The sequence below is a fragment of the Curtobacterium sp. 18060 genome (assembly GCF_902706105.1).
Taxonomy (GTDB): Bacteria; Actinomycetota; Actinomycetes; order Actinomycetales; family Microbacteriaceae; genus Curtobacterium.
Genome location: NZ_CACSJV010000004.1, coordinates 72,092 through 91,747, shown reverse-complemented (window position 1 = coordinate 91,747; position 19,656 = coordinate 72,092). Strand labels below are relative to the sequence as shown.

Annotated in this window: 18 protein-coding genes; 16 read left to right on the top strand and 2 right to left on the bottom strand. The window is 70.2% G+C overall.

Annotated elements, in window-relative coordinates; genetic code table 11:
* Nucleotides 1-21: 21 nt before the first annotated feature.
* The 16 genes from GVL05_RS03785 to GVL05_RS03710 all read left to right on the top strand — a co-directional run bounded on the left by GVL05_RS03785 (nucleotide 22) and on the right by GVL05_RS03710 (nucleotide 17,833).
* Nucleotides 22-2,691: an ATP-dependent Clp protease ATP-binding subunit gene (locus GVL05_RS03785; RefSeq protein ID WP_159571420.1), complete on the top strand. Its 2,670-nt coding sequence runs from the start codon at nucleotides 22-24 to the stop codon at nucleotides 2,689-2,691.
* Between the two features lie 648 nt (nucleotides 2,692-3,339).
* The gene (locus GVL05_RS03780; RefSeq protein ID WP_159571417.1) at nucleotides 3,340-3,573 is read left to right on the top strand and encodes a hypothetical protein; all 234 of its coding nucleotides are present in this window, start codon (nucleotides 3,340-3,342) and stop codon (nucleotides 3,571-3,573) included.
* Nucleotides 3,574-3,793: 220 nt separating this feature from the next.
* Nucleotides 3,794-4,336, top strand: coding sequence for an adenine phosphoribosyltransferase (locus GVL05_RS03775; RefSeq protein WP_123292807.1), 543 nt, complete (start codon nucleotides 3,794-3,796; stop codon nucleotides 4,334-4,336).
* 103 nt (nucleotides 4,337-4,439) lie between these two features.
* Nucleotides 4,440-6,428, top strand: coding sequence for a threonine--tRNA ligase (gene thrS / locus GVL05_RS03770; RefSeq protein WP_123292876.1), 1,989 nt, complete (start codon nucleotides 4,440-4,442; stop codon nucleotides 6,426-6,428).
* Complete coding sequence (locus GVL05_RS03765) at nucleotides 6,428-6,997, top strand: HIT domain-containing protein (protein ID WP_123671781.1); 570 nt, start codon at nucleotides 6,428-6,430, stop codon at nucleotides 6,995-6,997. Before thrS ends, GVL05_RS03765 begins: the two co-directional genes overlap by 1 nt.
* 13 nt (nucleotides 6,998-7,010) lie before the next feature.
* On the top strand, nucleotides 7,011-7,931 hold the full coding sequence (gene pdxS / locus GVL05_RS03760; protein ID WP_123292809.1) for a pyridoxal 5'-phosphate synthase lyase subunit PdxS: 921 nt from the start codon (nucleotides 7,011-7,013) through the stop codon (nucleotides 7,929-7,931).
* Nucleotides 7,921-8,532 carry a pyridoxal 5'-phosphate synthase glutaminase subunit PdxT gene (gene pdxT, locus GVL05_RS03755; protein WP_159571414.1) on the top strand — a complete coding sequence of 204 codons (612 nt, stop codon included), beginning with the start codon at nucleotides 7,921-7,923 and terminating at the stop codon, nucleotides 8,530-8,532. Before pdxS ends, pdxT begins: the two co-directional genes overlap by 11 nt.
* A gap of 141 nt (nucleotides 8,533-8,673) precedes the next feature.
* Entirely contained in the window at nucleotides 8,674-9,441 is a 768-nt protein-coding gene (locus GVL05_RS03750; protein WP_111084044.1) for a YebC/PmpR family DNA-binding transcriptional regulator, read from the top strand.
* A gap of 2 nt (nucleotides 9,442-9,443) precedes the next feature.
* Nucleotides 9,444-10,088, top strand: coding sequence for a crossover junction endodeoxyribonuclease RuvC (gene ruvC / locus GVL05_RS03745; RefSeq protein ID WP_111084043.1), 645 nt, complete (start codon nucleotides 9,444-9,446; stop codon nucleotides 10,086-10,088).
* Nucleotides 10,085-10,705, top strand: coding sequence for a Holliday junction branch migration protein RuvA (ruvA, locus tag GVL05_RS03740; RefSeq protein WP_159571411.1), 621 nt, complete (start codon nucleotides 10,085-10,087; stop codon nucleotides 10,703-10,705). Before ruvC ends, ruvA begins: the two co-directional genes overlap by 4 nt.
* Nucleotides 10,702-11,745 (top strand): Holliday junction branch migration DNA helicase RuvB, encoded by a 1,044-nt coding sequence (gene ruvB / locus GVL05_RS03735; RefSeq protein ID WP_111084041.1) that lies wholly within the window; start codon nucleotides 10,702-10,704, stop codon nucleotides 11,743-11,745. Before ruvA ends, ruvB begins: the two co-directional genes overlap by 4 nt.
* A gap of 91 nt (nucleotides 11,746-11,836) precedes the next feature.
* A complete protein-coding gene (yajC, locus tag GVL05_RS03730; protein WP_111084040.1) occupies nucleotides 11,837-12,235 on the top strand; it encodes a preprotein translocase subunit YajC in 399 nt (132 codons plus the stop codon).
* A gap of 92 nt (nucleotides 12,236-12,327) precedes the next feature.
* Complete coding sequence (gene secD / locus GVL05_RS03725) at nucleotides 12,328-14,079, top strand: protein translocase subunit SecD (protein ID WP_123292812.1); 1,752 nt, start codon at nucleotides 12,328-12,330, stop codon at nucleotides 14,077-14,079.
* Complete coding sequence (secF, locus tag GVL05_RS03720) at nucleotides 14,079-15,092, top strand: protein translocase subunit SecF (RefSeq protein ID WP_159571408.1); 1,014 nt, start codon at nucleotides 14,079-14,081, stop codon at nucleotides 15,090-15,092. Before secD ends, secF begins: the two co-directional genes overlap by 1 nt.
* Complete coding sequence (locus GVL05_RS03715; protein ID WP_123671778.1) at nucleotides 15,092-15,439, top strand: rhodanese-like domain-containing protein; 348 nt, start codon at nucleotides 15,092-15,094, stop codon at nucleotides 15,437-15,439. The genes secF and GVL05_RS03715 overlap by 1 nt, the downstream gene beginning before the upstream one ends.
* Before the next feature lie 69 nt (nucleotides 15,440-15,508).
* A complete protein-coding gene (locus tag GVL05_RS03710) occupies nucleotides 15,509-17,833 on the top strand; it encodes a bifunctional (p)ppGpp synthetase/guanosine-3',5'-bis(diphosphate) 3'-pyrophosphohydrolase (protein ID WP_228505676.1) in 2,325 nt (774 codons plus the stop codon).
* A gap of 82 nt (nucleotides 17,834-17,915) precedes the next feature.
* Here the strand turns inward: GVL05_RS03710 and GVL05_RS03705 are convergent, their stop codons facing one another.
* A complete protein-coding gene (locus tag GVL05_RS03705; protein ID WP_159571406.1) occupies nucleotides 17,916-18,467 on the bottom strand; it encodes a type IV toxin-antitoxin system AbiEi family antitoxin in 552 nt (183 codons plus the stop codon).
* Nucleotides 18,468-18,599: 132 nt separating this feature from the next.
* Nucleotides 18,600-19,553, bottom strand: coding sequence for an ROK family protein (locus GVL05_RS03700; protein ID WP_159571403.1), 954 nt, complete (start codon nucleotides 19,551-19,553; stop codon nucleotides 18,600-18,602).
* Between the last annotated feature and the right edge of the window lie 103 nt (nucleotides 19,554-19,656).

Here is a 19,656-nt window from a genome sequence, read left to right as displayed (position 1 = left end):
CAAGTTCCCCAGGAGGTCCCTTTGCCAGAGACGTTCGGCCCGACCGGCGGCAGTGACTCGTTCGACGAGTTCCTCGCCCGCCTCCTCGCGGCGCAGAACACCGGTGACCCGCAGCGCCCCCGTGCGTTCGGCCGACCGGTGGACATCACGCGGCTCCTCAGCCGCCGTACCCACGAGCTGCTCCAGCACACCGCCGAGTACGCGGTGTCGCAGGGGCAGCACGAGCTCGACGCGCTGCACCTGCTGCACGTGCTCGTCCGCACCGAGCCGTTCGACGCCGTCGTCCGTTCCGCCGGGGTCGACCCCGAGCGCCTCGCCGCCGAGATCGAGCAGCGCCTGCCGATGGCCCGCGAGCCGCAGCCCGAGCAGACCGGCCGCCCGGCCCTGACCGGCACGGCGCAGCGCATCCTCGTCGAGGCCACCCAGGCCGCGCGGGGCTTCGGTAGCACCTACACCGACCCCGAGCACTTCTTCTTCGCGCTCGTGACCGACCAGGAGACCGTCACCGGGCAGCTGCTCGCCAGCGCCGGTGTCACCCCGCAGGCCATGCAGGACTACGCCCAGCAGGCCGCGGCAGCAGCACGAGAGGGGCGCCCCATGCCCGGAACCGGTGCAACGGCCGGAACGGCCGACACCGACAGCGACAGCGACACCCCGACCCTCGACCAGTTCGGTACCGACCTCACCGCGCGGGCCCGTGACGGTCGCATCGACCCCGTCATCGGTCGTGCCGACGAGATCGAGCAGGCGGTCGAGATCCTGCTCCGTCGCACCAAGAACAACCCCGTCCTGATCGGCGAGCCCGGCGTCGGCAAGACCGCCATCGTCGAGGGACTCGCCCAGCGCATCGTGGACGGCGACGTCCCGTCGCTGCTGCAGGGCAAGCGCGTCGTCGCCCTCGACCTGCCCGGCATGCTCGCCGGCACCCGGTACCGGGGCGACTTCGAGGAGCGCCTGACGAAGGCCATGGACGAGATCGCGGCACACGCCGACGAGCTCATCGTCTTCGTCGACGAGCTCCACACCGTCGTCGGCGCCGGTGGTGGCGGTGAGGGCGGCTCGATGGACGCCGGCAACATCCTCAAGCCCCGGCTCGCCCGCGGCGACCTGCACCTGGTCGGCGCGACGACCCTGAACGAGTACCGCCGGATCGAGAAGGACGCCGCACTCGAGCGTCGCTTCCAGCCGGTCACGGTCGGGGAGCCGAGCGTCGAGGACGCCGTCGCGATCCTGACCGGCCTCGCACCCCGGTACGAGGAGCACCACGGCGTCGTCTACACGCCGGAGTCGCTGCGCGCCGCCGTCGAGCTCTCGCACCGGTACGTCACCGACCGGCACCTGCCGGACAAGGCCATCGACCTCATCGACCAAGCCGGTGCACGGCGCCGGCTCGCCCGTTCGGGCGACGTGGACGTCGAGGCCCTCCGCGACCAGGTCGCCGAGCTGCTGGCCGAGAAGGACCGAGCGGTCGCCGAGGAGCTGTACGAAGAGGCGTCGCGCCTGCGCGACGAGACGGTCGGACTGGAGGCCCGGATCGCCGCCGCCACGTCGGCGGACGTTCCCCGCGCTCCCCACCGGCACGGCCGCGACGCCGCTGACGCGTCGCCGCGGGACCGGCGGCGTGGGCCCACCCGTCCCGAATCCGTGGGCACCTCGATCACGGAACGCGACATCGCCGGTGTGGTGTCGCGTGCCACCGGCATCCCGGCGACGCGCCTGACCCAGGGCGACCGCTCGCGGCTCGCCGTGCTCGAGCAGGAACTGCACGAGCGCGTCGTCGGCCAGGACGACGCCGTCGCGGCGATCGCGAAGGCCGTCCGACGCAGCCGGACCGGCATGGGCGACCAGCGTCGACCCGTCGGCAGCTTCCTGTTCCTCGGCCCGACCGGCGTCGGCAAGACCGAACTGGCGAAGGCCCTGGCGTCGTCGCTGTTCGGTGACGAGTCCGCCATGCTCCGCTTCGACATGAGCGAGTTCGGCGAGCGGCACACCGTCTCGCGGCTGGTCGGTGCTCCTCCCGGGTACGTCGGCTACGACGAGGCCGGGCAGCTCACCGAACGCGTGCGTCGGAACCCGTACTCGGTGATCCTGCTCGACGAGGTCGAGAAGGCGCACCCCGACGTGTTCAACCTGCTGCTGCAGGTGCTGGACGACGGTCGACTGACCGACGGCCAGGGGCGCACGGTGGACTTCCGGAACACCGTCGTGATCATGACGTCGAACATCGGCTCGGAGTTCCTGGCCTCGCGGTCGGGTGCCCTCGGCTTCGCGCCCGTGGGTTCCACTGACGGGTACGGCGAGGACGACCTCCGCGCCCGGGTGATGGGCAAGCTCCGCGAGGCCATGCGGCCGGAGTTCATCAACCGCATCGACGAGATCGTGCTCTTCCGCAAGCTCGACCGGTCGCAGATCACGTCGATCGTGTCACTGCTGCTGCAGGACACGGCGCTCCGGCTCGTCGCGCAGGACATGGTGCTCTCCGTGTCCGACGCAGCGGTCGACTGGCTCGCCGACCACGGGTACGAGCCCGAGTACGGCGCCCGTCCGCTCCGCCGGCTCATCCAGCGCGAGGTCGACGACCGCATCGCGACGCTCGTGGTCGACGGTGGCGTGACCGCCGGGGACACCGTGCGGATCGACGTCGTCGACGGCGTGCTGACGGCAGCGGTGGTGGAACCCGCGACGCTGTAGCAGCCGTTCGCCCACGAAGGCCCGGTACCGATTCGGTACCGGGCCTTCGTGGCGTCCGGGTACGACAGCGTGGTGTTCGGGAATGCAATTCCGGAGAAATCGGAGAAAGGGGTTGCGCTGCGAATTACGGTGCCGATAGTGTTCACTCGTCGCGAACCGCTGCAGCGCAGCGGGGGACGACTCCGACAGCTCGAGACCGAAAGGGGGCCGACCATGATGATCACCGCAACCACTCCGTTCCGTGGAATCCGTGGACGCGTCGGCACCCCGTTCCGCGTCCGCTGACCCGGAGCGTTCCGCCTTCTGCCGACATCTGTGTCGTTCGATCCTCGTCTCGTGACGAGTCCGTCGCCTGACACCTCGCGCTGAGCCGTTCTGGCTCGCGTCGAACCGGCTCCGTCGATCGCCGATCGGTCCCGACCCGTGTGCTCCGCGCACGCGATCGGACTGCGTCGATCGTCGCCGGAGAATGTCGGCGGTCGGTGCGACGCTCTCGGTACCGGAAGTCATTCAGTACCGCGTCGTCGGACATTCCTCCGGTGACCGCGGAATGCATTCTCACGCATTCATTTCGTCCTGCCCGTGTTCCGGGCAGTCCACTCCTGCCCGTGTGCCGGGCAGCTCCGTCATGCCCTGAAAGGGATCACCGTGTCATCGAAGACCGCCACCCGTCCTCCCGATACCCGCGCAGCGCGCCACCGGGTCTCCCTCACCGACCGCATCGCGCTGCGCATCGGCATGTCGCTCATCATCTGGAGCCGGCGGACCCGCCGGGTCCACCCGGTGATCGACCACGCAACACGGCTGCAGCTCGACCGCGAGCGTCAGCAGCGCGAGAACGACCTGCTCCTGCAGGCCGCACTCATGCGCGCCTGGCGCTGAGCCGGATCGGACACCCGACCGTCGCACCGTGCGACCGTCGCCGTCCCGTGCCCGCTTGGTGGCTCGGTGCGAGGGGACAGCCTCGCACCGAGCCACCTTCGGCACCCCGTCTGACGCAACCCGCACTGTGCGCCGCACCGACGACGGCGCACGGCGCGACCGACCTCGCACCGTGCGCCGATGTGTCGGACGCACCCCGGGCCTCCCGTACCGTTGGCGGGTGACCGAAACCGCAGCTGCACTCGTCGAACGCCTGACCGCCGTCGTCCCGGACTTCCCGAAGCCGGGGGTGCTGTTCCGCGACGTGACGCCGGTGTTCTCGGACGCCGTCGCGTTCGGCCGCGTGTGCGAGGCACTCGCCGCGCCGTTCGCCGTCGGTGCCGGGTTCGACGCCGTCGCCGGCATCGAGGCGCGGGGCTTCGCCCTCGCCGGCGGGATCGCCGCCCAGCACCAGGTGGGCGTGCTCACCGTGCGCAAGGCCGGCAAGCTGCCGGGCGAGGTCCTCAGCGAGCAGTACGCACTCGAGTACGGCGAGGCCGAGCTCGAGCTGCGTCCGGGCCAGCTCCCCGCGGGCACCAGGGTCCTCGTCGTCGACGACGTCCTCGCCACCGGTGGGACCGGCGCCGCCACCATCACGCTGCTCGAACGCGCGGGCTACCAGGCGGTCGGGTTCGCCGCGCTGCTCGAGCTCGACGGGCTGAACGGACGCGAGCGTCTCGAGCCGCGCCTGCCCGTCACCACGCTCGGCGCCGTGCCCGCCTGAGCCCCACGCGCGCACTAGTCTTGACGCACCATTTCGATCGAGGAGTCCCATCATCGTGACCGAGTCAGTCGCCGCAGCGCCGGAGAGCGCCGAGCCCGCAGCCGTGCCCCAGGCACCCGAGCCCCGCACCGCGACGACGACCACGACGGGCACCGAGCTCTTCGACGGTGAGCGCGGCGTCGTCGCGATCCGCGTCGACGGTGTCCTCAAGGACCTCGCTGCCGACGTCGCCGCCGGCGAGACCGCCGAGGCCGTCACCCTGCAGGAGCAGGACGGGCTCGACATCCTCCGTCACTCGGCCGCGCACGTGCTCGCGCAGGCCGTCCAGCAGATCAACCCCGAGGCCAAGCTCGGCATCGGGCCGCCCGTCACCGACGGCTTCTACTACGACTTCGACGTCGCCGAGCCCTTCACCCCCGAGGACCTCAAGGCGATCGAGAAGGGCATGGACCGCATCGTCAAGCAGGCCCAGCGCTTCCGCCGCGTGGTCGTCACCGACGAGCAGGCACGCGAGCTGATGGCGGGGGAGCCGTACAAGCAGGAGCTCATCGGGCTCAAGGGTGCGGCGACCGACGGCGACTCCGGCGAGAGCGTCGAGGTCGGCGCCGGCGAGCTCACCGTGTACGAGAACGTCGACCCGAAGTCGGGCGAGGTCGTCTGGCAGGACCTCTGCCGGGGCCCGCACGTGCCGCACACCCGCTGGATCGGCAACGCCGCGAAGCTCATGCGCGTCGCCGCTGCCTACTGGCGCGGCTCCGAGAAGAACCCGCAGCTGCAGCGCATCTACGGCACCGCCTGGCCCGACAAGGACCAGCTCAAGGCGTACCTGGTGCGCCTCGAAGAAGCCGCCAAGCGCGACCACCGCAAGCTCGGTGCCGAACTCGACCTGTTCTCGTTCCCCGACGAGATCGGTTCCGGCCTGGCGATCTTCCACCCGAAGGGCGGCATCATCCGCCGCGAGATGGAGGACTACTCGCGCCGTCGGCACGAGGAGAACGGTTACTCGTTCGTCTACACGCCGCACATCACCAAGGGCGACCTGTTCGAGACCTCCGGGCACCTCGGCTGGTACAAGGACGGCATGTTCCCGGCCATGCACATGGACGAGGCGAAGGACGAGGACGGCAACGTCACGCGCCAGGGTGCCGACTACTACCTCAAGCCGATGAACTGCCCGATGCACATCCTGGCGTACCGGTCGCAGCCGCGTTCGTACCGCGACCTGCCGCTCCGGATGTTCGAGTTCGGCACGGTCTACCGCAACGAGAAGTCCGGCGTCATCCACGGCCTCACCCGGGTCCGTGGCATGACCCAGGACGACGCGCACATCTTCACCACGCAGGAGAAGATGAAGGAGGAGCTGACCACCACCCTCGAGTTCGTGCTGTCGCTGCTGCGCGACTACGGCCTCGACGACTTCTACCTCGAGCTCTCGACGAAGGACCCGGAGAAGTACGTCGGTGACGACGAGGTCTGGGACGTCGCGACGAACACCCTGCGCGAGGTCGCCGAGGAGTCCGGCCTCGAGCTCGTGCCCGACCCCGCCGGAGCCGCCTTCTACGGCCCGAAGATCTCGGTGCAGGCCCGCGACGCCATCGGCCGCACGTGGCAGATGTCGACCGTGCAGCTCGACTTCAACCTGCCCGAGCGCTTCGGCATCGACTACACCGCGGCCGACGGCTCCCGCCAGCGCCCGGTGATGATCCACCGCGCGCTGTTCGGCTCGATCGAGCGGTTCTTCGGCGTGCTGACCGAGCACTACGCCGGCGCGTTCCCGGCCTGGCTGTCGCCGGTGCAGGTCGTCGGCATCCCCGTCGCGGCCGAGTACGGCGACTACCTCGACGAGGTCATCGCGAAGCTCCGGTCGCACGGCGTCCGCGCCGAGGTCGACCACTCGGACGACCGCATGCAGAAGAAGATCCGCACGCACACCAAGGCGAAGGTGCCGTTCCAGCTCATCGCCGGCGGCGACGACCGCGACGCCGGTGCGGTGTCGTTCCGCTTCCGTGACGGGCGCCAGGACAACGCCGTACCCGTGGACGAAGCGGTCGACCGCATCCTGACGGCGATCCGCGAGCGCGCGCAGGTCTGATGACGGACGAGCAGGACCCGCTGGTCATCCGGGACGCCGCCACCGGTGCGGCCGTCCCGGATGCCTTCCAGCGCCTGTGGAACCCGCACCGGATGGCGTACATCGACGCCGGGCGCGAGGGCACGGGCCGCGGGCACGCAGACGACTGCCCGTTCTGCGAGGCACCGCGGAAGTCCGACGAGGACGCCCTCATCGTCGCCCGGGGCGAGCACGCCTACGTGCTGCTCAACCTGTTCCCGTACAACAACGGACACCTGCTGGTCTGCCCGTACCGCCACGTGCCGCTGTACGACGAGGCCACGCCGGACGAGCTGCGCGAGATGGGCGAGCTGACCCAGACCGCGATGCGGGTCCTGCGCGCCGTGTCGCACTGCGACGGCTTCAACATCGGCATGAACCAGGGCGAGGTCGCGGGGGCCGGCATCGCCGCACACCTGCACCAGCACATCGTGCCGCGGTGGCAGTCCGACGCGAACTTCTTCCCGATCATCGCGCGGACGAAGTCGATGTCCCAGATGCTCGGGGACACCCGCCGACTGGTCGCCGAGGGCTGGCCGGCAGCGGACTAGACTGATCGGCATCATGAGCGACAGCACCAGCACCTCCGGCACCCCTGGCACCTCGATCACCGGCTCCGACCGCGTCAAGCGCGGCCTCGCCGAGATGCTCAAGGGCGGCGTCATCATGGACGTCGTCGACGCCGAGCAGGCCCGCATCGCGGAAGAAGCCGGCGCGACCGCGGTCATGGCCCTCGAGCGTGTCCCCGCCGACATCCGCGCACAGGGCGGCGTCGCCCGCATGTCCGACCCGTCGATGATCGAGGAGATCATCGCGGCCGTGTCGATCCCCGTCATGGCGAAGGCCCGCATCGGCCACTTCGTCGAGGCGCAGATCCTGCAGGAGCTCGGCGTCGACTACATCGACGAGTCCGAGGTGCTCTCGCCCGCCGACTACGTCAACCACATCGACAAGTGGAACTTCACCACGCCGTTCGTCTGCGGTGCCACCGAGCTGGGCGAGGCGCTCCGTCGCATCACCGAGGGCGCTGCGATGATCCGTTCCAAGGGCGAGGCCGGCACGGGTGACGTGTCCGAGGCCACGAAGCACATCCGCACGATCAACAAGGAGATCGCGGCGCTGCGCCACCTCAAGGAAGACGAGCTCTACGTCGCCGCCAAGGAACTGCAGGCGCCGTTCGAGATCGTGCGCGAGGTCGCCCGCACCGGCAAGCTCCCCGTCGTGCTCTTCACCGCCGGTGGCGTCGCCACCCCGGCCGACGCCGCGATGATGATGCAGCTCGGCGCGGACGGCGTGTTCGTCGGCTCCGGGATCTTCAAGTCCGGCGACCCGGCGAAGCGTGCCGCGGCGATCGTCAAGGCCGTCACCTTCCACGACGACCCCAAGGTCATCGCCGAGGTCTCGCGTGGTCTGGGCGAGGCGATGGTCGGCATCAACGTCGCCGACGTCCCCGCACCGCACCGCCTCGCCGAGCGTGGCTGGTAGCACGACGAGCAGTGCTCGGCCCCGCATCGGGGTCCTGGCACTGCAGGGTGACTTCCGCGAGCACATCGCCTCGTTGACGGAGCTCGGCGCCGACGTGGTGCCGCTCCGTCGCCCCGAGGAGATCGCGGCGCTCGACGGCGTCGTGATCCCCGGCGGCGAGTCGAGCGTGATGGACAAACTGTCCCGGGCGTTCGGCGTCGCCGAGCCCCTCGCTGCTGCCATCCGCGACGGCCTGCCGACGTACGGCACGTGCGCCGGCATGATCATGCTGTCGTCGCGGATCACCGACGGCATCAGCGGCCAGCAGACCCTCGACGTGCTCGACACCACGGTTCGTCGGAACGCGTTCGGCAGCCAGAACGACTCGTTCGAGGTCGACGTCCCGATGCCCGAGCTCGGCGACGCCCCCGTGCATGCGGTCTTCATCCGCGCCCCGGTGGTGGAGCAGCACGGCCCCGGTGTCCAGGTCGTCGGCGCGCTGGCGGACGGGCAGGTCGTCGCGGTGCAGCAGGACAACGTCCTCGCCAGTGCGTTCCACCCCGAGGTCGCCGGCGAGGACCGCTTCCACCGCCGCTTCCTCGCCATGGTGCGCAGCGCCTGACGCGGCCCCCGGGCTCTGGGCACGACCGCCCGCGGGCCCTGGGCCCGGCCACCTGCGTGCCCGCACCGGCGGGGCGGGGCGGCGCCGGGCCTCCCGGCTGGGTAAACTGACCCCGACTTTCCGCAAGACGCAAGGAGAACCGTGTCCGGGCATTCCAAGTGGGCGACGACCAAGCACAAGAAGGCCGTCATCGACGGCCGCCGTGCCAAGTCGTTCGCCAAGCTCATCAAGAACATCGAGGTCGCCGCGAAGATGGGCGGCGCCGACCTGTCGGGCAACCCGACGCTGGTCGACGCGATCCAGAAGGCCAAGAAGACCTCGGTCCCGAACGACAACATCGACCGCGCCGTCAAGCGCGGTGCCGGCCTGACCGGTGAGTCGATCGAGTACACGACGATCATGTACGAGGGCTACGCCCCGAACGGCGTCGCGATGCTGATCGAGTGCCTCACCGACAACAAGAACCGCGCAGCGGCCGAGGTCCGGACGGCGATGTCCCGCAACGGCGGCACCATGGCCGACCCGGGCAGCGTCGCCTACAACTTCTCGCGCAAGGGTGTCATCTCGGTCACGAAGACCGACGGCCTCGACGAGGACACCGTCATGACCGCCGTGCTCGACGCCGGTGTCGAGGACGTCATCGACCAGGGCGGCGGCTTCGAGATCATCACCGAGGCGAGCGACCTCGTCGCGGCCCGCACCGCGCTGCAGGACGCCGGCATCGACTACGACTCGGCCGACGCCGAGTTCGTCCCCGGCCTCAAGGTGCCGGTCGACGCCGAGACCGCCCGCAAGGTCTTCCGCCTGATCGACGCGCTCGAGGACAGCGACGACGTGCAGAACGTCTACGCCAACTTCGACGTGCCGGCGGACGTCCAGGCCGAGCTCGACGAGGACGAGGGCGAGTAGCCGTGCTCCGTGTGCTCGGGGTGGACCCCGGGCTCACCCGGTGCGGCGTCGGCGTCGTCGAGGTCGCACCGAACCGGCGCGCACGGCTCGTCCACGTGACGGTCGTGCGCACCCCGGCGGACATGCCGCTCGAACAGCGGCTGCTCCGCATCGCCGACGGCATCGCCGCCGAGATCGACGAGCACCACCCGGACGCGGTCGCCGTCGAGCGCGTGTTCGCGCAGGCGAACGTGCGCACCGTGATGGGCACCGCCCAGGCGGCCGGGCTCGCGCTGCACGCCGCGGCGGCCCGCGGGCTGCCCGTCGGCCTGCACACGCCGTCCGAGGTCAAGGCGGCCGTCACCGGCTACGGCAACGCCGACAAGCGCCAGGTGCAGACGATGATCGCGCGCGTGCTCGGTCTCGCCGAGGCCCCGAAGCCGGCCGACGCCGCCGATGCGCTCGCGCTGGCCGTGTGCCATGCCTGGAGGCTCGGATCACCTGACGTCGCCGGCGAACGTGCCACGAACCTCACCCCGGCACAACGCGCGTGGCGCGACGCACAGGGCGGCACCGTCGACTCCCCGCTCGCCCGAGCGGCCGCTGCCGCGGCCCGACCGCGTGGCTCGTCGGCCGCGTCGGTGGGCGGCCGTAGGCTCGGGGCATGATCGCGAGTCTCCGGGGTACCTGCATCGACATCGCCGGTTCCGGCGTGGTGATCGAGGCCGGGGGAGTCGGGTATGCCGTCACCGTGACCCCGGCCCACGCACTGACGATGCGCCACGGGTCCGAGGTGTTCGTCCGCACCGCGATGATCGTGCGCGAAGACGAGCACCTGCTCTTCGGCTTCGAGTCGACCGACGCCCTCCAGGTGTTCGACCTGCTGCGCAGCGTCACGGGCGTCGGGCCGAAGTCCGCGATGGGCGTCCTGGCCCACATGGACCCGTCGCAGGTCGCGAACGCCGTGGCGAAGGACGACGACGGCGCCTTCCGCAAGGTCTCCGGCATCGGCCCGAAGACCGCGAAGCTCATCATCCTCGCGCTCACCGGCAAGCTCGCGGCGTTCGAGCAGGCCGCCGTGGTCACCGCCGGTCGTGGCACTCCTGCCCACCCGGCCGCGACCGACGTCGTCTCCGCACTGATCGGCCTCGGCTGGCGCGAGGACGCAGCACAGACCGCCGTCGACGAGACCGTCGCGAGCGAGCCAGGGGCCGCAGCCATGGGCACGCAGGCGCTCCTCCGCGCCGCGCTCGGTGCGCTCCGGCCCGCCGGTGCCGGTCGATGAGCGGCATCACGTCAGCCGGAGCCGAGTCGCAGGAAGAACTCGCGTTCGAAGGTGCACTCCGTCCGCGGTCGCTCGACGAGTTCGTCGGCCAGCGCAAGGTGCGCGGGCAGCTCGACCTGCTGCTCAAGGCGGCGGGCATGCAGGACCGCACGCCGGACCACATCCTGATGGCGGGTCCTCCCGGCCTCGGCAAGACCACGCTGGCGATGATCGTCGCGCACGAGACCGGGCGTCCGTTGCGGATGTCGAGCGGTCCGGCGATCCAGCACGCGGGCGACCTGGCTGCCGTCCTGTCGTCGCTCGTGCCGGGCGAGGTCCTGTTCATCGACGAGATCCACCGGATGGCGCGCTCGGCGGAAGAGATGCTCTACCTGGCGATGGAGGACTTCCGGATCGACGTCATGGTGGGCAAGGGCGCCGGCGCGACGAGCATCCCGCTCGACCTCGCGCCGTTCACCCTGGTCGGTGCCACCACCCGCGCCGGCCTGCTGCCGAACCCGCTCCGCGACCGCTTCGGCTTCACGGCGCACCTCGAGTTCTACGAGAAGGACGAACTCGAACAGGTCCTGATCCGCGCCGCGCACCTGCTCGAGCTCGACATCGACCGATCGGCGCTGCGGGAGATCGCCGGGCGTTCCCGGGGCACCCCGCGCATCGCGAACCGGCTGCTCCGCCGGGTCCGCGACTACGCCCTCGTGCACCGCACCACCGACGGCATGGCGGCCGTCCAGGGCGCACTCGACCTGTACGACGTCGACGAGCTCGGGCTCGACCGCCTCGACCGCGCCGTGGTCGAGATCATGCTGACGCGCTTCGACGGCGGACCGGTGGGGCTGAACACCCTCGCGGTCTCGGTCGGAGAAGAGTCCGAGACCATCGAGTCGGTCGTCGAACCCTTCCTCGTCCGGGTCGGTCTGGTCACGCGCACCCCGCGCGGCCGCATCGCGACCCCGGTCGCGTGGCGGCACCTCGGCCTCACCCCCGGGCAGGGCGTCGGGCCGCTCCCGGGCCTGTTCGACGACACCGACACCACCGACTAGCGGCCGATCGGTCGGGTGACATGCCACGCACAGTGGCGTGCCCTAGACTGCTACGGCCCGAAACCGAGCAACCAGAGAAGGCAACTGCATCATGGGTCAAGAAGTCATCCTCATCGTCATCGTCGTGGCGTTCGCGGCCTTCATGTTCTACAACAGCCGCAAGCGCAAGAAGCAGCAGGGCGAGCTCGCCACCAAGATGGTGCCGGGTGCTCGCGTGATGCTGTCCTTCGGCCTGTACGGCACGCTCCTCTCCGTCGACGACGAGAAGGTCACCGCCGACGTCGAGATCGCCCCCGGCACCGTCGTCACCGTGCACCGCCAGACCCTGTCGCGCGTCGTCGACGACAGTGCCTCCGACATCGAGACCACCGCGACGCCGGAGGACGAGGCCAAGCCCGTCGCCGAACTCAACGGGGAGCCGGTCTACGGCGAGCGGGTCGACAACGACCGCCTCGACGAGACCGACTCGAAGCGCAAGTCCGACGACTGACGCCCTCGGCCGCCGGGTCGTCTGACCCGGCGGCTTCCCTCTGCCGTCGTGCCTGAGCGCCGATGGTCCTGAACAGAAAGACGAGACGACCGGTGGCACGATCGACACCCGTCAAGAAGGCGCTGCGCTCGCTCACCTGGTTGGTGATCCTGATGGCGATCCTCGCCGGCCTGAACACCGCCGCGACGATCCTCGCCGGCAGCTCGAAGGACGACACGGACAAGTGGTACCAGGGCGCGAGCTGGGTACCAGAGCTCGCACTCGACCTGCAGGGCGGCACGCAGCTGACCCTTGCGGCGCAGAACACCGAGGGCGACTCGGTCACCTCGCAGCAGCTGCAGCAGGCGGTGGAGATCATCCGCCAGCGCATCAACGCCACCGGCGTCTCCGAGACCGAGATCAACACGCAGGGTGCGAACAACATCGTCGTGTCGATCCCCGGTCGGCCCGACAAGGCCACGATCGACCGCATCGAGGCAGCGGCGAAGCTGACGTTCCGCCCCGTGCTCTTCACCGAGGCCGCGACGAACTCCGCCGTCGGTGACGACGGGAAGTCCACCGCCTCGCCGACGCCGTACTCGCCGCCCGCATCGCTCGCAGCGACGCCGAGCGCGAAGCCGACGAACGCCAGCGACGTCAACTGGATCACCCCGGCGCTGCAGGACCTGTACACCAACTACAACTGCGCGGCTCCGGACGACGTCACCTCGGCGCCGGACGACGAGCCCCTCGTCACGTGTGACGCCGACGGTGCGTCGAAGTACATCCTCGGCCCGGTCGAGGTCTCCGGTGCGAACATCAGCAACGCCACCTCGGGTCTGGCCACCGACTCGCAGGGCACGTCGACGGGCCAGTGGGCCGTCAACCTGACCTTCGACGGCCAGGGCACGAAGGACTTCCGCACCGTCACGAACCGCCTCGTCTCGCTGCAGGCACCGCAGAACCAGTTCGCGATCGTGCTGGACGGCTCGGTCATCACGGCCCCGTCCACGAACTCCGCCATCACCAACGGCAAGGCGCAGATCACCGGGTCGTTCACGGCCGAGTCGTCGAAGACGCTCGCCGACCAGCTCAAGTACGGTGCGCTGCCGATCAACTTCCAGGTGCAGTCGAACGAGAACATCTCGGCGACGCTCGGCACGGCGCAGCTCATCGGTGGTCTCGTCGCGGGCCTGATCGGCCTCGGCCTGGTGATCATCTACTCCGTCATCCAGTACCGGGCGCTCGCGTTCGTCACGGTGCTCTCGCTCGGGGTGGCAGCCGTCCTGACCTACCTGGTCATCGCGATCATGTCCTGGCGCGTCGACTACCGCCTGTCCTTGGCGGGTGTGGCGGGTCTGATCGTCGCGATCGGCATCACCGCGGACTCGTTCATCGTCTACTTCGAACGCATCCGTGACGAACTCCGCGACGGTCGTGCACTCGAGAGTGCGGTCGAGTCCGGCTGGAAGCGCGCACTCCGCACGATCCTCGCGTCCGACGCGGTGAACTTCCTCGCCGCCGTCACCCTGTACGTGCTCGCGGTCGCCGACGTCAAGGGCTTCGCGTTCACGCTGCTCCTCACGACGCTGATCGACATCGTGGTGGTCGCGCTCTTCACTCACCCGATGATGCAGCTCATCTCCCGCACCCGGTTCTTCGGCGAGGGGCACAAGTTCAGCGGGCTCGACCCAGCGGCGCTCGGTGCGGTCTACAAGGGGCGTGCGCAGTTCCGCGCCCCCGTGGTGGACGGTAAGCGCCAGCGCAGTGCCGGTGAGGCGCAGCGCCGACAGACGATCGCGGAGCGGAAGGCCCAGCAGGCCTCCGGCGACAACGGCTCGACGCCGGACGGGAAGGACGACTGATGGCCAGCTTCAGCCAGTTCGGTAGCGACCTCTACACGGGGAAGCGGTCGTACGACATCATCGGGCGACGCAAGACCTGGTACCTCATCGCGCTCATCATGATCGTGATCTCGCTCGCCACCCCGTGGCTGCGCGGCGGGTACCAGCTCGGCATCGAGTTCACCGGTGGTTCCGAGTTCACCCTGTCGGACGTCGAGAACACCGACCAGAGCATCGCGACGGACACCGTCGAGCGGGTCGTCTCGGACGAGATCCCGCGCGTCTCCCAGCTCGGGACGCACGGCATCCGCGTGCAGACCGGCCAGCTCACCGACCGTCAGACGACCGAGGTGCAGGACGCCCTGGCCGAGGCGTACGACGTGCCGGAGAGCCAGGTCGCGGCGACGTTCATCGGTGCCACGTGGGGTGCCGACGTGCTCGCCCAGGCGATCCGCGGTCTGGTGATCTTCCTCGCCCTGGCCGCCGTCTTCATGACGCTGTACTTCCGCACCTGGAAGATGTCGCTCTCCGCGATGGCCGCGCTGGTCCACGACCTGTTGATCACGGCCGGTGTCTACGGCATCGTCGGGCTCGAGGTCACGCCCGCGGCGGTGATCGGCTTCCTGACGATCCTCGGGTACTCGCTCTACGACACCGTGGTGGTCTTCGACAAGGTGCGTGAGAACACCTCTCAGGAGTCGATCCGCACGTTCAAGCAGTCGGTGAACCTCGCGGTGAACCAGACGCTCGTCCGCTCGATCAACACCTCGGTCGTGGCGCTGCTGCCGGTCGCGGCGATCCTGTTCATCGGGTCGTACGTGCTCGGTGCCGGCACGCTCCGCGACATCTCGCTCGCACTGTTCATCGGCATCATCGTCGGCACCTACTCGACGATCTTCATCGCGTCGCCGATGTACGCCCAGCTGCGCGAGAACGAGCCGAAGATCAAGCAGGCCGACGCCAAGAAGATCCAGGCGGCCGAGAAGCGCCAGCGCGAGGTCGACGCCGACGCCGACGCGAAGGCGACCGCCTGATGCCGATCGAGATCACCGAGGTCGACGTCGCCGAGGCGCGTCGCCGGCTCGAGTCGGGGTCGCGGTTGTTCGACGTCCGTGAGCAGGGGGAATGGGACGAGGTCCACGCTCCCGAGGCCACGCTCGTCCCGATGTCCGAGCTGGTGAACCGCTGGCAGGAGATCGACGGCGGCGGCGAACCCGCGATCATCGTCTGCCACTCGGGTGCTCGTTCGGCCAGGGTGGTCGCGGCACTCGAACAGTCCGGTGTCTCCGCGGTCAACCTGACCGGCGGCATGGTCGCCTGGGAGCAGTCCGGCGCACCGGTGGTCCGCGACGCCCAGGGCGAACCGGGTCACGAGCACTGACCGGACACGCGTAGTGTTGGCGGATCGAGCTCGGATCGAGCTCTCGGACCGAGTCCTGGGAGGCGCATCATGACGGACACCCGCGAAGAGCCGTCCGCGCCGAGCCGCCCCGGCTCCGCCCAGCGGCCGACCAGCCCCCTCGGACCGAACACGACGGGCAACCTCGGTTCCCTCCGGTCGCTGCTGCCGCGCCTGTTCTCCCGCGCCCAGCCGGCCGGTGCCGTGGACACCCTGATCCGCACGGTGCGCTCGCACCATCCCAAGGCCGACGTCACGCTCATCGAGCGCGCGTACTCCGTCGCCGAGCGCGCGCACGACGGTCAGAAGCGCAAGTCCGGCGAGCCGTACATCACGCACCCCGTCGCGGTCGCCCAGATCCTGGCCGACCTGGGCATCGGGCCGATCACGATCGCCGCCGCGCTGCTCCACGACACGGTCGAGGACACCGACTACCAGCTCGACCAGCTGCAGGTCGACTTCGGCGACGAGATCGCCATGCTCGTCGACGGCGTCACGAAGCTCGACAAGGTCAAGTACGGCGACAGCGCCCAGGCCGAGACGGTCCGCAAGATGGTCATCGCGATGTCGAAGGACATCCGCGTGCTGGTCATCAAGCTCGCCGACCGGCTGCACAACGCCCGCACCTGGGGCTTCGTCGAGTCCACCTCCGCCACCCGCAAGGCGAAGGAGACGCTCGAGATCTACGCGCCCCTCGCGCACCGGCTCGGCATCCAGATGATCAAGCTCGAGCTCGAGGACCTGTCCTTCGCGGTCCTGCACCCGAAGCTCTACGTCGAGATCGACAGCCTGGTCAAGGAACGGCAGCCGAAGCGCGAGCAGTTCGTCCAGAACGTCATCGGCACGCTCAAGAAGGACCTGAAGGCCGCGAAGGTCCGCGGCGAGGTCATGGGGCGGCCGAAGCAGTACTACTCGATCTACCAGAAGATGATCGTGCGGGGTCGCGAGTTCGACGAGATCTACGACCTCGTCGGCATCCGGGTGCTCGTGCCCACGGTGCGCGACTGCTACGCCATGCTCGGTTCGGTGCACGCGCGGTGGACACCGCTGCCCGGCCGGTTCAAGGACTACATCGCGACGCCGAAGTTCAACCTGTACCAGTCGCTGCACACCAGCGTGCTCGGGCCGCAGGGGCGCCCGGTCGAGATCCAGATCCGCACGCACGAGATGCACCAGCGCGCCGAGTTCGGTGTCGCCGCGCACTGGAAGTACAAGCAGCGTGCCGCCGGCCGAGACGTCGGGACCTCGTCGACCACCGACGACCAGGACATGGCGTGGCTCGCGCACATCACCGACTGGCAGGCCGAGACGAGCGACCCGGGGGAGTTCCTCGACTCGCTCCGCTACGAGATCGGCGCGAAGGAGACCTACGTCTTCACGCCGCAGGGCAAGGTCATCGGCTTGCCCGCCGGCGCCACCCCGGTGGACTTCGCGTACGCCGTGCACACCGAGGTCGGGCACCGCACCATGGGCGCCAAGGTCAACGGTCGCCTCGTCCCGCTCGAGAGCTCGCTGTCGAGTGGCGACGTCGTCGAGATCTTCACGTCGAAGAACCCCGACTCCGGTCCGTCGCAGGACTGGCTGAAGTTCGTCAAGAGCCCCCGGGCGCGGAACAAGATCAAGCAGTGGTTCACCAAGGAGCGCCGCGAAGAGGCGATCGAGCAGGGCCGCGACGCCATCGCCCGCGCCGTGCGCAAGCAGAACCTGCCGCTCCAGCGGATCATGAGCCAGGACACCATCGCCGAGGTCGCCTCGTCGATGCGGTACGACGACGTCTCGGCCCTGTACGCCGCGGTCGGCGAGGGGCACGTCTCGACGCAGTCCGTCATCGAGAAGGTCCTGGGCAGCGTCCAGAGCGACACCGAGACCGACGAGCCGGAGCTCACGTTCCCGCGCCAGGTCACGAGCCGACAGCTGCGCACGAGCGACAGCGGCGTGCTGGTGCGCGGTGCGCCGGACATCCTGGTGAAGCTCGCGAAGTGCTGCACGCCGGTGCCGGGCGACCAGATCGTCGGGTTCATCACCCGCGGCCAGGGCGTCTCGGTGCACCAGTCGTCGTGCACGAACGTCAAGTCCCTGATGAACGAGCCCGACCGGATGATCGAGGTCGAGTGGGCCCCGTCGTCGAAGTCGGTGTTCCTCGTGCAGATCCAGATCGAGGCGCTCGATCGGTCGGGGCTGCTCAGCGACGTCACCCGGGTGCTCACCGACCACCACGTCAACATCCTGTCGGCGACGGTCTCGACCTCGTCCGACCGGTTGGCGCTCAGTCGGTTCGTGTTCGAGATGGGTGACACCATCCACCTCGACCGGGTGCTGAACGCGGTCCGACGCATCGACGCCGTCTACGACGTCTACCGCGTCAGCGCGGGCTGAGCACGGCCCGAGCACGCGTCGCCTCGGGCTGAGCAGGACCCGAGCGCGCGTCGCCGCGCGGTGAGCACGGCCCGAGCCCGCGTCAGCGTGCGCTGAGCAGCCCGCGCAGCCGCCGTTCGGCCTGCCGCGCCATCGGGATGGTCCCGAGGCCGCTCAGGCGCGCGTGCAGCTCGTCCACGGACACCGCCCCGATCGTCAGCAGGCCGTCGACGGCCGCTGCCCGCTCGAGATCCCAGTCACCCGGGGTGCGGAGCAGGTCGACGGCGGTGCGCGCCGGCGTCGTCACGACGGTCTGCACGGACCCCAACCGGACCACGTCGACGGGCTGGAGCGCGACCTCGCGCAGGTGCAGGCCCGGCCCGACCGCGATGCGCAGCTGCGGTGGGACGCTCGCCTCGATCGGGTCCGGTGGCCGCGACGCCGCGCCCCAGACCCACGCAGCGGTCCGGCCGGAGGCGACGAGCCGCGCGTCGCCGAAGACCCACGATGCCGCGGTCGCGCGCAGCGCCGGGTCCTGCGGCGTCGCGGGGGAGGCCCAGCACGGCCCGACGGGCACCAACTCGCCCGCGAGCACGGCAGCGCGCAGCTCCGCTTCGGGCCAGTCGTCCGTGGTCAGGAGACGGGAACCGGGCACCCCGTCATCCTGCCGGACACCGACACCCGGCCGACACCCCCTGTGGAGAGGCCGGGCACGTCGGCGTCGGCAGCGCCGGTCAGCGCAGGACGTCAGCGCAGGGCGTCGGCGCAGGGCGTCGGCGCGGTCCGCTCAGCGCAGGACGTCGGCGCGGTGCACGAGTGCCGCGGCGCCGATGAGCGGGCCGTCCTGCGACAGCGCCGTCGGCACGATGCGCACCTTCGTCACGAACCCGAACTCGACGCGCTCCGCAACCGCTTCGCGTGCGTACTCGAACAGGTCCGGTGTGACGTGGGAGAACCCGCCGCCGATCGCCACGACCTCGAGGTCGACGAGGCTCGTCGCCGCTGCGATCGCCTGCCCGAGCGCCCGGCCGCTGCGCTTGACCGCGGCGACCGCGATCTCGTCGCCGGCCGCGTACGCCGCGGACAGTTCTTCGCCGGTGGACCCGTCGAACCCATGGCGCTGCGCCCAGGCAACGGTCTTCGGGCCGCTGGCGATCGCCTCGAGGCAGCCGGTGCCGCCGCAGGCGCACGGGTCGTCGTAGCCGCCGCACTCCACGTGCCCGATGTGCCCGGCGTTGCCTGTCGGGCCGCTGACGGTGCGGCCGTGCAGGATGAGGCCACCGCCGACTCCCGTCGACACGATCATGCCCATGACGTGGTCGTACCCCTGGGCCGCACCGACCCAGTGCTCGGCCAGCGTGATCGCCAGGCCGTCCATGCGCAGCGTGACCGGCACGCCCTCGGGCACGAGCGCGGCGATGCGGTCGCGCAGCGGGTGGCCGCGCCACACCGGCATGTTGAGCGGGGAGACGAGGCCGTGCTCCTCGTCGACGGGGCCGGCCGAGCCGACCCCGATTCCGACCAGGGTCGCGTCGGTCGGGACCGTGGCGAGCGTGCTCGTCACGACCTCGTCGACGGCTGCCTGCAGCTCGTCGGACGTGCGCTGCGGCCCGGTGGGGCTGCGGAAGCGCGTGCCCGGCAGGACGACGCCCTGGTCGGTGACGAGGGCGGCCTCGACCTTGGTGCCTCCGAGGTCGACGGCGAGTGCGAGGGCGGGGGACTGGGGTGCGGTGCTGGACATGCGCGCTCCGATGCGGCGGTCTGGAGGCCCGTGGAGGCTCCCGGACGCGGCGTCGCGTCCGGTGGGCCCCGGCCTGGCAGGTGGTGGGTCGGTCGGGTCAGGT

What these genes read in the sequence shown, in the direction of transcription:
- ruvA (WP_159571411.1), top strand. Translation starts at nt 10,085, where the DNA reads ATGATCGCGAGTCTCCGGGGTACCTGCATCGACATCGCCGGTTCCGGC.
- yajC (WP_111084040.1), top strand. Translation starts at nt 11,837, where the DNA reads ATGGGTCAAGAAGTCATCCTCATCGTCATCGTCGTGGCGTTCGCGGCC.
- GVL05_RS03715 (WP_123671778.1), top strand. Translation starts at nt 15,092, where the DNA reads ATGCCGATCGAGATCACCGAGGTCGACGTCGCCGAGGCGCGTCGCCGG.
- GVL05_RS03765 (WP_123671781.1), top strand. Translation starts at nt 6,428, where the DNA reads ATGACGGACGAGCAGGACCCGCTGGTCATCCGGGACGCCGCCACCGGT.
- pdxS (WP_123292809.1), top strand. Translation starts at nt 7,011, where the DNA reads ATGAGCGACAGCACCAGCACCTCCGGCACCCCTGGCACCTCGATCACC.
- ruvB (WP_111084041.1), top strand. Translation starts at nt 10,702, where the DNA reads ATGAGCGGCATCACGTCAGCCGGAGCCGAGTCGCAGGAAGAACTCGCG.
- GVL05_RS03700 (WP_159571403.1), bottom strand. Translation starts at nt 19,553, where the DNA reads ATGTCCAGCACCGCACCCCAGTCCCCCGCCCTCGCACTCGCCGTCGAC.
- GVL05_RS03710 (WP_228505676.1), top strand. Translation starts at nt 15,509, where the DNA reads ATGACGGACACCCGCGAAGAGCCGTCCGCGCCGAGCCGCCCCGGCTCC.
- secF (WP_159571408.1), top strand. Translation starts at nt 14,079, where the DNA reads ATGGCCAGCTTCAGCCAGTTCGGTAGCGACCTCTACACGGGGAAGCGG.